Origin of the sequence: Salegentibacter flavus, from assembly GCF_900115145.1 — a bacterium.
Taxonomy (GTDB): Bacteria; Bacteroidota; Bacteroidia; order Flavobacteriales; family Flavobacteriaceae; genus Salegentibacter; species Salegentibacter flavus.
Genome location: NZ_FOVL01000009.1, coordinates 70,193 through 82,894 on the forward strand (window position 1 = coordinate 70,193; position 12,702 = coordinate 82,894).

The window sequence follows — 12,702 nt, forward strand, 5'->3', positions numbered from 1 at the left end:
TCTCTGCTTACTTCACTTCTTCAAAATCTACATCTTCAACATCATCTCCACCTTTGGAGTCTCCTCCTCCGGGTTGACCACCCTCGGCTCCGCCTTCAGGACCTCCTTGTGGGCCTCCGGCTTGTCCGCCCTGGGCTTCTGCCTGTGCTTTGTACATCTCTTCAGATGCGGTTTTCCAGGCTTCATTGATCTTATCCAATGCAGGTTGAATGGTTTCAATTTCTTTGGTTTCGTAAGCTTTCTTCAACTCTTCCAAAGCTTCTTCGATAGGCTTTTTCTTGTCGTCAGAAAGTTTATCACCAAATTCCTTCAATTGATTTTCGGTTTGGAAGATCATAGCATCAGCTTCATTAAGCTTATCTACTTTCTCCTTGGCCTTTTTATCGGTTTCAGCATTAGCCTCGGCTTCCTGCTTCATCTTTTGGATCTCTTCTTCGGTAAGTCCTGAAGAAGCTTCAATTCTAATATCCTGAGATTTTCCGGTAGCCTTATCGGTAGCGCTTACTTTAATGATACCATTGGCATCAATATCAAAGGTCACTTCAATTTGAGGTGTACCTCTTGGTGCCGGTGGAATTCCATCTAAGTGGAATCTACCAATTGTCTTGTTATCGGCGGCCATTGGACGCTCTCCCTGTAACACGTGAATTTCTACTGAAGGCTGATTATCTGCAGCGGTAGAGAAAGTCTGTGATTTTTTAGTAGGGATAGTCGTGTTAGATTCAATCAATTTAGTATTCACTCCACCCATAGTTTCAATACCAAGGGAAAGTGGGGTAACATCAAGAAGTAATACATCTTTAACGTCTCCGGTTAATACTCCACCCTGGATCGCAGCACCAATAGCCACAACCTCATCAGGGTTTACGCCTTTAGAAGGTTTTTTTCCGAAGAATTTCTCTACTTCTTCCTGGATTTTAGGCATACGGGTAGAACCTCCAACAAGAATTACCTCATCGATATCACTTTTTGAAAGCCCTGCATCATCCAAAGCTTTTTTCACCGGATTCATAGAACGTTTCACCAATTCGTCAGCCAATTGCTCAAACTTAGAACGGGTAAGGGTTTCTACAAGGTGTTTTGGCCCACTGGCAGTTGCAGTTACATACGGCAGGTTGATCTCGGTTTGAGTAGAAGAGGAAAGCTCAATTTTAGCTTTCTCAGCAGCTTCCTTCAAACGCTGAAGCGCCATCGGATCTTTTCTTAAATCGATATCTTCAGCTTTCTTGAAGCTATCAGCAAGCCAGTCGATGATCACTTCGTCAAAATCGTCTCCACCAAGGTGAGTATCTCCGTTTGTAGATAATACTTCAAAAACTCCATCTCCTAATTCAAGGATAGAGATATCAAAAGTACCACCACCAAGGTCATAAACCGCGATCTTCTGGTCCTGAGATTTTTTGTCCAATCCGTAAGCCAGAGCTGCTGCAGTAGGCTCGTTAATGATTCGCTGAACTTTAAGTCCGGCGATCTCTCCGGCCTCTTTTGTAGCCTGACGCTGAGAATCGTTAAAATAAGCCGGTACGGTAATCACCGCTTCGGTTACATCCTGTCCCAGGTAGTCTTCAGCAGTTTTCTTCATTTTCTGAAGGATCATTGCTGAAAGTTCCTGCGGAGTATATTTTCTTCCGTCTATATCTACACGTGGAGTATCATTATCTCCTTTAATCACTTTATATGGAACTCTTCCGGCCTCTCTTGAAGACTCAGAATATTTATTCCCCATAAAACGCTTGATAGACGCTACAGTTTTTTCAGGGTTGGTTACAGCCTGACGTTTTGCAGGATCTCCTACTTTTATTTCGCCGCCTTCCACAAAGGCAATTACAGAAGGCGTAGTTCTCTTACCTTCAGCATTAGGTATCACCGTTGGTTCGTTACCTTCCATTACGGCAACGCACGAGTTGGTAGTACCTAAGTCAATTCCAATTATTTTACTCATAACTTTATACGTTGAATTATATATTTACTAGATTCTTTTTGAGTTCGCTGTGTTAAAGTCAATCATTATGCCAGCGAAAAACTTCTGACAGGTTGTCACTTTTTCTAAAGAGCCTTGCCGAAATTGCTTTACGAAAACGTTGTAATCTTTCTGTTTTCTGCTATGTAAGCGATCTTCAATTCACTATTTTTGCACTCTAAATATTTGCTCTGAATGCGAAAAATTGAATGTATAAGCGTTTTTGATATGCTGAAAGTGGGTGTTGGCCCATCCAGCTCTCACACTCTTGGTCCCTGGCGTGCTGCCCAGCGTTTTATTGCTGAATTAAAGAAAAAAGGATGTTTCGACCAGGTTGAAAAAATACATATAGATCTTTACGGTTCACTTTCTCTAACCGGAAGAGGTCACGCCACAGATGTTGCCACGATATTGGGACTTTTAGGCCACGATCCGGTAACAATGGATATCAGTATAATTGACAGTGAGACAGAAAAAATCCGACAGGATGCTGAATTGTTGCTTAACGGAGAAAGATCTATCCCTTTTAATATTGAAACCGATGTAAAATTTAACCGGAAATTCCTGGAATTCCATCCAAACGGAATGACATTTAGAGCGACTCTTTCCGACGGTAAAAAATACTCATCTTCTTTCTATTCCATCGGAGGCGGATTTGTGGTGAAGAAGGAACGCAAGAACGCAAGCCAAAAAATGCAAAGCTTTTTGGAATTTCCGTTTCCCATAGAAAAAGCTACCGAATTACTTCAGTATTGCAGAGAGCAGAACAAGAGCATTTCAGAAGTAGTTCTGGAAAATGAAAAATCGCTCCGCAGTGATGAAGAGATCGATACCGGTCTGCGCCAGATCTGGAATGTGATGTTGGAATCTATGTATATTGGCTGTCACACCGAAGGCACGCTTCCCGGCGGACTTAACGTGAAACGCCGCGCCTTCGAAATGCACAAGCGTCTTATAGGAGACCAGCAATATTCAAATCAGGATGAATGGATCAACGCCATAAGAAGAACTGAGGTTAAATTCCGCCAGATCCTTAAATGGGTTAGTTGCTTCGCCTTTAGTGTAAACGAGGTAAATGCATCCCTGGGCCGGGTAGTCACCGCTCCTACAAACGGCAGTGCCGGAACCGTTCCCGCTGTGATGATGTACTATATGGTGATCGAAAACCATGATGCCACTTTTGAAGACCTGAAACGCTTTATGCTGGTAGCCGGAGAAGTGGGCAGTTTATTTAAAAAAGGAGCTACCATTTCCGCAGCGATGGGCGGTTGCCAGGCTGAAATTGGAGTTTCCTCTGCAATGGCCGCAGCCGGATTAACAGATCTACTGGGAGGCTCTCCCGAACAATCTCTTATGGCCGCTGAGATCGCGATGGAACATCATCTTGGCCTCACCTGCGATCCAATAGCCGGACTGGTTCAGATACCTTGCATTGAAAGAAACTCTATGGGTGCAATTAAAGCCATAAACGCCGCTGAAATTGCTCTGGAAAGCGATGCCAGTAAAGCTAAAGTACCCCTCGACAAAGTTATTGAAACGATGTGGGATACCGCAAAGGATATGAATTCTAAATATAAGGAAACTTCAGAAGGCGGTCTTGCCGTGAAGGTAAATTTGAGTGATTGTTAAAGGCCTCCCCCCAAAGGAAAGGAGCAGGTAATTTGGAAATAAATAATTATAAAGTCATAGCTTTAATCACAGACAGTTTAAATTGCAGTAATATTTAAAATTCGAATCTTGCAGTTACTGAAACTTTCCCCAAAAACCAGAAACCTATTCCGTAATTACTGGTTCATGCTGGGAACTTATTTTTTGTTCTTTTTTCTGTTGGGTTTCCTCACAACGGTTATTCCTTCGATAGACCTTGAAAAATACCAGCAAACCGAGCTATTTAATTTTATGAATGAAAGTCCGCTGGCTTTTGTGATAATGGCTGTGGTTATAGCTCCGATCCTGGAGGAAAGTCTTTTTCGAAGTTTGGTAAAACCCAGCCTTACCGAAATTTATATTTTCATTTGTGCGGTTTTAAGTTTTATCGCTCTCGCATTTATTCCTGCTGAAGCTAACGCTATTTTGAAATACAGCTTGGTAGTCCTTTCGGCTTTTCTGCTTTTTCTTTTCTTTTTGGCCCTGAAACCAGCCCGGTTTTTGAGAAAATTCAGGGTATTTCTTTACCGCAATTATGTTATTTTCTGGATAATCACCGCTATACTTTTCGGGTTGGTGCACGTATGGAATTATATCGAAGGTTGGCAGTTCGATATAATTCTTTTGATATTAATATTCCCGCGGATAATCGCAGGATATTTCTTCGGAAAGATAAAAATAGAAAACCAAAGTCTTATCTGGCCCATCTACTTGCACGCCATGAACAATGCCGTGGTGGTTTTCTTTCTCTTGCCCCGCCTTCTTTAATTTAACAAAGGCTTAAAAGTTGTTCCCTTTGCCATTTCGTAACTTATCAGCTAAACAAAATAATAATTATGAGAGCTGCACAAGTAAAAGAAAAAGGAGGGGATTTTGTCCTTGTTGATATGAATAAGCCCTCCCCAAAAGAAAATGAAGTTTTAATAAAAGTGGAAGCTTGTGGCATTTGCCATAGTGATGCTTTTGTAAAAGACGGGATTTTCCCCGGAATTGAATATCCACGTGTTCCCGGCCATGAGGTAGTGGGAATTGTAGAGCAAGTAGGAGAAAAGGTGAAAAACTGGAAAAAAGGTCAGCGGGTAGGTGTTGGCTGGCACGGCGGACATTGTTTCGAATGCGAACCCTGTCGACGCGGTGATTTCATTAGCTGCGAAAATGCCCAGATTAGTGGGATTTCCTATGATGGAGGCTACGCCGAATATATGTGTGCCCCAAAAGAAGCTATTGCGGCCATTCCCGAAGAACTTTCTTCGGCTGAGGCTGCTCCCCTGCTCTGTGCGGGAATCACGGTTTTCAATGCCCTAAGAAATTCGGGAATTAAACCCGGCGATCTGGTAGCGGTACAGGGAATTGGTGGTCTGGGTCATCTGGCCGTGCAATACGCCGCCAAAATGGGAATGCGTACCGTGGCGATTTCCACAAGTGAAAGCAAAAAGGAGTTGGCAAAAGAACTCGGAGCTCATCACTTCATCAATACCGATGAAAAGGATGCCGCAAAGGAATTACAAAACCTGGGAGGTGCAAAACTTATTCTCGCCACTGCACCGTATAGCAAAGCGATAACCTCAGTTATTGGAGGCCTGGGAACAGACGGAAAGTTACTTATGGTAGCTGCTACCGGCGATCCGATAGAAGTCTCGCCTATGGAATTGCTGATGGGAAGAAAATCGGTGGCAGGATGGCCCAGCGGTACAGCGATGGACTCTGAGGATACACTAAACTTCAGCGCACTGACGGGAACCAAAGCTAAAATTGAAGAATTTCCACTGGATAAGGTAAATGAAGCCTATGACAGAATGATCAATAACAAAGCCCGTTTCCGGGTGGTGTTGAAACCTTGATCTTTTGTCACATTGAATGAAAATGTATCACTTCGGGTGGAGTCGGAATATTTTGAGCTATATAAACAAATAATTCCCGACTGTGCTCGAACTGATATAATGGGATTCTTTATAGCGAAACTCCCACCTGGGGTTTCGTTGTTTGAAAGATACCTAATTCTTCTTACAGCCCGTCTTCTGCCGGGTATCTACCAGGTAAATGATCTTCCAATCCTCTTCCACTTGCATCAATTGGAAAGAGTTCACCCCACAATGACTGAATTCCCCATCCAGATAAAAAGAATAAGGCGTGGAAACATTGGCCATTTTGCCGTGAACGGAAATTTCAAAATCATGCAAAACCTCCTCGAACCTCGTGGTTTCAGGAATAGAGACAATTCCTTTTAAAAACTTTGAATAAGACTCTGTAGTGAGTTTAGTTTCTCCTTCTTCAGAAACCGAAATGCTTTGCAAAACCGCATCCTGATGTGCGAAACTTCTGAGTTTTACAGTGTCCTGCTGATGAAAAGCCTCAAAAAAGTTTTCAATTAAACCTTTAAGGTTTTCTTTCTCTGCATTCTGGCTCCAGCCTATCTGACACATAAGTAAAAAACTAATTAGGAATAACTTCTTCATTTCTGTAATTATATTTAAACGCTAATTTAGTATTTTAAAGTTTTAATCTAATCCTTCTAATTATGAAAAAAACATCCTTTATTGCCTTTTGTCTATTTGTAGGTTTTCTTTTTAATAATCTGGAAATACAATCTCAAGAGAAGAACAATAAAAAGATTATAGGCTATATCGTTGGAGGTAATGTGGATGATAAGTTTGGGGAGATTTCTCCGGAAAGACTTACCCATATTAATTACGCGTTCGCGAATATTAAAGACGGAAAAATCATATTTGGAAACTCAAAAGATGAGGAACGCCTGAAAAAGATTAACAGTTTAAAAGAAACAAATCCTGATCTAAAAATTCTAATTTCTGTGGGAGGCTGGGCGTGGTCTGGTGGTTTTTCTGAAGCAGTTGCAACTAAAACTGCAAGGGAGCGATTTGCCAACAGCGGAATTTCTTTTCTTCAAAAACACAAAATCGATGGGATAGATTTAGACTGGGAATATCCCGGGCAGCCGGGTGCTGGAAATGCACACGCCCCCGAAGACAAACAAAACTTTACTTTCGTTTTAAAGCTTTTCAGGAAAAAATTAGATTCTCTCGGTAAAGTTGACCAGAGAAATTATCTACTCACCATCGCGACTGCCGCTAACCAGGAATATTTAGATCATGTCGAATTAAGCAAAATTCATCCCTATCTGGATTTTATAAATATTATGAGTTACGATTATCAGGGCGGATGGAACGATTCTACGTCGCATCATACCAATTTATATATTTCAGAGACAGATCCTGATAATTATAAACAAAGTACCCAAACAGCAGTAAAAGAGCATTTGGAGGCCGGAGCCCCTTCAGAAAAAATCATTGTTGGAGTGGCTTTTTATGGAAGAGGTTGGCACGAAACCGAAAATAAAAACTTTGGGTTACATCAAAGAGCTTTCGGAAATGCATTCAGTATAAATTATCGCGAAATAAAGGATAGTTTGAAAACGGGAAAATATAAACGCTATTGGGATGAAGCAGCCAAAGCACCGTTTCTTTGGAGTGAAGCTACCGGTACTTTTATCACTTATGATGATCTAGCTTCTATACGTGCAAAAGCTAAATTTATAAAAGATAATGAACTTGGTGGCGCTATGTTTTGGCAATATCACGGCGATGATGGCGAATTACTTACCACGCTCTGTTCTGAACTTAAAAAACAATAAAACAAGCTCTATTGCCTGAAGACCGCGTGTTTTTGTATTTTTACCTTCCAAAATTGAAAATATGTCTGTTGCAAAAAAGGAATATAAAAGGGTAACCACCAAATCCCTGGTAGATATGAAACAAAATGGTGAGAAGATAGCAATGCTCACCGCCTACGATTATTCTATGGCGAAAATTGTGGATGGTGCCGGGATAGATGTGATTTTGGTGGGCGATTCGGCCAGTAACGTCATGGCTGGGCACGAAACCACCCTTCCTATAACGCTGGACCAGATGATCTATCATGCTCAGAGTGTTATCAGAGCTATTCATCGCGCCCTTGTGGTTGTTGATCTTCCCTTCGGAAGTTACCAGAGCGACCCCAAGGAAGCTTTACGTTCTGCCATTAGGATTATGAAGGAAAGCGGCGCTCACGCCGTTAAACTGGAAGGTGGAAAGGAAATAAAGGAATCGCTGAAGCGAATTCTTCACGCCGGAATTCCAGTGATGGGACATTTAGGTCTTACCCCACAATCTATCTATAAATTCGGGACTTATACCGTTCGCGCCAAAGAAGAAGCCGAAGCCGAAAAACTTAAATCTGATGCGAAACTCCTCGAAAAAATTGGGTGTTTTGCGATTGTACTGGAAAAAGTGCCTGCTAAACTGGCCAAAGAGGTAGCCGAAAGTATTAGCATTCCGGTCATTGGAATTGGCGCCGGAAATGGCGTTGACGGCCAGGTTTTAGTGGTTCACGATATGCTCGGAATGACCCACGAATTCAACCCCAGATTCCTTAGACGTTATGCAGATCTTCACGCTGAAATGACCAAAGCTTTTGAGAATTACCGGGATGATGTGAAAAACCGGGATTTCCCATCAGACCAGGAACAATACTAGGCCCCTCCCTGACTCCCCGAAGGGAGTTTATAAATCTTGTTTAATATTCTTTTGAGTGGACAAAATTGTTTCAAATAAAATCAACCTTCAGGTACTTTACGAAGACAATCACATTATCGCGGTTAATAAGCGCCCGGGAGATATAGTTCAGGGCGATAAAACCGGGGATAAACCCCTTAGCGAGGTAGTAAAAACCTATCTCAAGGAAAAATACAACAAACCCGGAAATGTTTATCTGGGAGTGGTGCACAGGCTGGACCGACCAACCAGCGGAATTGTCATTTTCGCCAAAACATCAAAAGCCCTTCCCCGCCTCAATAAATTATTCAAGGAAAAGGAAGCAAAAAAGACCTACTGGGCGATTGTAAAAAATGCTCCGCCAAAAGACACCGATATTCTCACGCATTTTTTAAAACGAAACCCGAAACAAAATAAATCTTACGCCCATATTAAAGAAGTACCAGACAGCAAAAGAGCAGTTCTGGAATACCGAATATTGAAAAAACTCGACAATTATTTTTTACTGGAAATAGACCTACATACCGGCAGGCATCACCAAATTCGCAGTCAGCTTTCGGCTATTGGTTGTCCCATAAAAGGCGATCTGAAATACGGCTTTGATCGCAGTAATAAGGATGCGAGTATACATTTGCACGCAAGAAAACTGGTTTTTGAACATCCGGTGAAGAAGGAGAAACTGGAGATTATTGCAGCTCCGCCTCAGGATTCCTTGTGGGATGCCAGCCTCTAAATACGGAATATTTTAGCGCAAAACCCTGTATAGTTATTTTCCTTTAAGCTTCCCCGAAAAAGAGATAAAAATCATTATCTTAAAGAATGATGATAGCCTGTATTTTCATATCTTTAATAGGGAATAAGCAAGAATTGAGGCTCACTTCAGCTCATCCTCCCAAATCAGATTAAAAACCGAATACTTTTCGTCTTCTGGCAATGGTGTTTATTTGATTCCCCTACAATTCCCCCCAAGAGTAATAATCTAATACTATTGATATGAGAACGTGCATTTTTTTCGGTCTTATCCTTGGAACATTCTTCTTCCAAAATTCTCCTGTAAATGCTCAAACATACGATGGCCCTGAACAACCTGCAGGGATTCCCTCCACGGGCGTTGAATTCATGGAACAGGATTCAACTAATTATATAAAAAGTCTGGTAAAAGATGCGGCCAAAATGGTTCGTACTCAGGGAGAAGTTGCTTTTGAGGAATTTCGAAAGCCAGAAAGCCGCTGGGGCAAAGGAGAGACTTATATTTTTATATTGGACAAAGAAGGAAATATGCTTTTACACGCTGATCCTGAAATGGAAGATAAGAATCAGCTTGATCTTAAGGATGTCAATGGCAAACCTATAATACGGGGACTCCTGGCGGCCGCTACGGACCTACCCGAAAAACAGGAAGGCTGGTTCCATTATCAGTGGCCGGTACCGGATGGGCTTCTCCCGCGCTGGAAAAGTAGTTTTGTACAATTAGTTCGAGCCCCAGACGGAAAAGAATATGTCATTGGCAGTGGCATGTACAATGATCGCATGGAAAAAGAATTTGTAATTGATATGGTAGAGGATGCAGCGGGACAAATTAAAAAAGAAGGAAAAGCTGCTTTTAACAAACTCTATGATCCCGCAGGTCCCTTTCTGGTAAAGGATACTTATATTTTCATTTTGGACACAACCGGGGTGGAACTTGTAAATCCAGGCTTCCGTAATCTGGAAGGGCGCAATCTCATGGATCTCAAAGATTCTGAAGGCAAATTGCTGGTGCAAGAAATGTTCAAAGCGGTCGAAAAAGATAGCACGGCCTGGATAGAATATATGTGGCCAAAACCGGGAGACAATCGCTCCACCCAGAAAGCAACTTATGTAAGAAAAGTACCATTAGGTGACAGCTGGGTTTTGGTAGGTGCAGGCGTCTATCTTGCCGATGCACCAAGAACTGCTTTAAAAAGAGAGATGATCACACCTTCTGACCTGAAGAATTTTGTGAACGATGCTGCGGATAAGCTGGAAGAAGAAGGTGAAAAAGCTTTTCCGGAATTCAGGTCAAAAGATTCGCGTTGGTATGATGGAGACAAATATCTGTTCGTATGGAATCTTGACGGGAAAAGAATATTCCATGCTGCAGACTCGACTTTAGAAGGAAAAATAGTTAACGGAACCAAGGATGCCCTGGGAAGGCCTTATGGAAAGATGTTCCTCGAAACAACATCTTCTAAGACAGGCGAAGGTTGGGTTCATTACATGTTCCCGGAACCTGAAGATATCTTTCCAGCATGGAAATCCAGTTACATTAAGCGGGTGAGCTTTCCCTCCGGAGAAGATCATCTGGTAGGCAGTGGTATATACAACATGAAAATGGATGAATTCTTAATTGAAGAAATGGTGCACCAGGCAGCTGCTTTGATTGAGGACCAGAGACGGGAAGCTTTTGATTTGTTACGGGATAAAAAAGGTCCGTTCTATTTTATGGATACTTATATTTTCGTCACCAGTCCCGACGGCACGGAGCTGGTAAACCCTGGCTTACCTTCTCTGGAAGGTAAAAATCTGATTGATATGAAAGATCTTAAAGGGAATCCTGTCGTAAAGGACGAGATAGCTCTTGCAATGGAGGAAGGCAGCGGATGGCTGGAAATGTCCTGGTTTAAACCAGGCACCAATACTCCCGCTACTAAAATGACCTTCGTGAAAAAGGTACAATCTAATGGGGATACCTTTATAGTAGGATCTGGTTATTATCCGGAAAAAGATTAGGTACCCCTTTCCGGATTTATTTATAATAAGGGCATTTTCGAAAGCTTTTGTGTATGGAAGTTTTTTTACTTCTCATAAATGGCCATTGCTGTAGTTCAGTAATCAAATATAACATTCCCGTGCATGCATGATTGAAAACAGGCTCCCTCAGCCTACCGTTTAATTATCTTATTTTTTTTATACAGGATCTTCTATATTCCGGGAGATATATTAACGACTCATCTCAGACAATTTCCTGGAGATCACTTCGGCAACTGGCTTGTTTCCTATCTTACTCTCCAACCAGGATAGAATGTCAAGATATAAAAATGCGCGACGTTCGTATGGGTGGTCCTCATATTGCTTCAAAGTAGCGTGAAGTATGCGAAATTCATCCTTGATTTTCAATGGAGAAACATCAGGTAAATTCCTCAGAAAACGTATCATTTCCTTCTGAACCTCGTGCAGGTCATTCATCTTAATAAGAAACTTATAAGTAGATTTGATGAGACTTTCCAGATGATAGTCCATCCCGGCTTCGTAATGCGCCACAAGGTTCAAAATTCTGGAAAAACACATCAGATCTTCCCGCATCTCCAGGGATTTATTATCGATTATCTTTTTCAGAAATACGATACATTTCTTATTATCCCCATTACCAAAATACAAACAGGCAATCTTATAATAGAAAACCATTATATGATGTTCGTCTATTCGGCCTTTATATTTTTTGATCTTTTTCTGTATCTTCTCCACCAATTCTTCGCCATTGGCAAACTCACCCTTCATAAAGCGTAAATTCAGCTTATTTGAATACAGATATAGAAAAGACAGGGCTTTTATATTATCGTCATCTGGAATTTTTGGATCCTTAAGGGTGGCCTCCATTTTCTTCAACACTTTCTCAAATGCCTTCACATGATTCAAATAAAAAAGCGACTCCAGTAAGTAATGATTGCCCTTAATATAAGAAACAGGATGTAATGAGACCAAATGCGGATATTCATTAAAAAGGTCTATCCATTTCATCGAGTAGCGGTAACAGGCCAAAAAATCCTGGGTGATGAAACTAAACCATAAATGCGCTTTATAAAGCCAGAGTTTTTCATGAAAACCCAACTCCTTAAAGTTATATTCGGGAATATTGTCGTAAAAATAACTCCTAATGGTAGCTGCTTCCTCCTCGGTCCTGGCATAACCCATTTTCAGAAAAATACCGTAAAGCTGTAAAGAGAGGTTTGATAATTTGGCGTTTAACTGCGTAAGTGCACTAAGCTCTTCAGTTTGTTGGATCAATAACTCAGCCCGGTTTCGAATGCTCCGGGTGATATACTGGGATTCAATTATCTTTTCCAATTCAAGAATCTCATAAGCCAGACTTTTCTCTTCATAATGCAGGGCTGTAGTCTTGGTTTTATCAAGCAGTTTAAGAGCCTGGTTGTATAATCCTTTCCGGTAAAGAATGTAGGCGAAATCCAGTTGCTCCCTAATTTGTACCGGAACTGTTTGGTTTGCGGGATTAAGCCTTAAACTCACCAATATCTGCTTATACAAATGAGCCTTAACATTTGAAAGCTGTTGTTTGCTAATCTTCGTTCTCTGTAAAATCTCATTCTCATCATATTTTTTCAGCTTAGTCATCACCTTGAATAAATTCAGAAATTTACTATCGGTGTTCACTCCAATTCTTCCAACATACAGAGAAAATTGTCGCTTTTCAGAAGGAGAAAGAGACTTTATAAGAGAAAACAGGTTATCGGTCAATTCATTAGTCATTGTAACAAGTAGGTTTCCAAAGCACTGTAAATCAGTGTATTT

10 protein-coding genes are annotated in these 12,702 nt (G+C 41.3%); 7 read left to right on the forward strand and 3 right to left on the reverse strand.

Annotation, left to right across the window (positions count from 1 at the left end; genetic code table 11):
- Positions 1-7: 7 nt before the first annotated feature.
- A complete protein-coding gene (dnaK, locus tag BM266_RS08725) occupies positions 8-1,942 on the reverse strand; it encodes a molecular chaperone DnaK (RefSeq protein ID WP_093408450.1) in 1,935 nt (644 codons plus the stop codon).
- A 213-nt stretch (positions 1,943-2,155) separates the two neighbouring features.
- Here dnaK and BM266_RS08730 point away from each other — a divergent pair, with 213 nt between their 5' ends.
- The 3 genes from BM266_RS08730 (at position 2,156) to BM266_RS08740 (ending at position 5,448) form a co-directional block, all read left to right on the forward strand.
- Positions 2,156-3,589, forward strand: a complete 1,434-nt coding sequence (locus BM266_RS08730) for an L-serine ammonia-lyase (protein WP_093408451.1) — start codon at positions 2,156-2,158, stop codon at positions 3,587-3,589.
- A 108-nt stretch (positions 3,590-3,697) separates the two neighbouring features.
- Entirely contained in the window at positions 3,698-4,375 is a 678-nt protein-coding gene (locus BM266_RS08735) for a CPBP family intramembrane glutamic endopeptidase (RefSeq protein ID WP_245760412.1), read from the forward strand.
- A 68-nt stretch (positions 4,376-4,443) separates the two neighbouring features.
- Positions 4,444-5,448, forward strand: coding sequence for an alcohol dehydrogenase (locus BM266_RS08740; protein ID WP_093408454.1), 1,005 nt, complete (start codon positions 4,444-4,446; stop codon positions 5,446-5,448).
- 153 nt (positions 5,449-5,601) lie between these two features.
- Here the strand turns inward: BM266_RS08740 and BM266_RS08745 are convergent, their stop codons facing one another.
- On the reverse strand, positions 5,602-6,063 hold the full coding sequence (locus BM266_RS08745) for a Cif family virulence factor (protein WP_093408456.1): 462 nt from the start codon (positions 6,061-6,063) through the stop codon (positions 5,602-5,604).
- A gap of 62 nt (positions 6,064-6,125) precedes the next feature.
- On the opposite strand from BM266_RS08745, the gene BM266_RS08750 reads away from it, so the two are divergent.
- From BM266_RS08750 to BM266_RS08765, 4 genes are all read left to right on the forward strand, one after another.
- Entirely contained in the window at positions 6,126-7,256 is a 1,131-nt protein-coding gene (locus BM266_RS08750; protein WP_093408458.1) for a glycoside hydrolase family 18 protein, read from the forward strand.
- Positions 7,257-7,317: 61 nt separating this feature from the next.
- Positions 7,318-8,136: a 3-methyl-2-oxobutanoate hydroxymethyltransferase gene (panB, locus tag BM266_RS08755; protein WP_093408460.1), complete on the forward strand. Its 819-nt coding sequence runs from the start codon at positions 7,318-7,320 to the stop codon at positions 8,134-8,136.
- Between the two features lie 55 nt (positions 8,137-8,191).
- Positions 8,192-8,887 (forward strand): RluA family pseudouridine synthase, encoded by a 696-nt coding sequence (locus BM266_RS08760; protein ID WP_093408462.1) that lies wholly within the window; start codon positions 8,192-8,194, stop codon positions 8,885-8,887.
- 260 nt (positions 8,888-9,147) lie between these two features.
- Positions 9,148-10,905, forward strand: coding sequence for a cache domain-containing protein (locus tag BM266_RS08765; RefSeq protein ID WP_093408464.1), 1,758 nt, complete (start codon positions 9,148-9,150; stop codon positions 10,903-10,905).
- 210 nt (positions 10,906-11,115) lie between these two features.
- On the opposite strand, the gene BM266_RS08770 is transcribed toward BM266_RS08765, so the two are convergent.
- Complete coding sequence (locus tag BM266_RS08770) at positions 11,116-12,660, reverse strand: hypothetical protein (protein WP_093408466.1); 1,545 nt, start codon at positions 12,658-12,660, stop codon at positions 11,116-11,118.
- Positions 12,661-12,702: the final 42 nt, after the last annotated feature.

Excerpts from the sequence above, each read along its gene's own strand:
- panB (WP_093408460.1), top strand. The coding sequence starts at position 7,318 with ATGTCTGTTGCAAAAAAGGAATATAAAAGGGTAACCACCAAATCCCTG.
- BM266_RS08750 (WP_093408458.1), top strand. The coding sequence starts at position 6,126 with ATGAAAAAAACATCCTTTATTGCCTTTTGTCTATTTGTAGGTTTTCTT.
- dnaK (WP_093408450.1), bottom strand. The coding sequence starts at position 1,942 with ATGAGTAAAATAATTGGAATTGACTTAGGTACTACCAACTCGTGCGTT.
- BM266_RS08770 (WP_093408466.1), bottom strand. The coding sequence starts at position 12,660 with ATGACTAATGAATTGACCGATAACCTGTTTTCTCTTATAAAGTCTCTT.
- BM266_RS08765 (WP_093408464.1), top strand. The coding sequence starts at position 9,148 with ATGAGAACGTGCATTTTTTTCGGTCTTATCCTTGGAACATTCTTCTTC.
- BM266_RS08730 (WP_093408451.1), top strand. The coding sequence starts at position 2,156 with ATGCGAAAAATTGAATGTATAAGCGTTTTTGATATGCTGAAAGTGGGT.
- BM266_RS08745 (WP_093408456.1), bottom strand. The coding sequence starts at position 6,063 with ATGAAGAAGTTATTCCTAATTAGTTTTTTACTTATGTGTCAGATAGGC.
- BM266_RS08740 (WP_093408454.1), top strand. The coding sequence starts at position 4,444 with ATGAGAGCTGCACAAGTAAAAGAAAAAGGAGGGGATTTTGTCCTTGTT.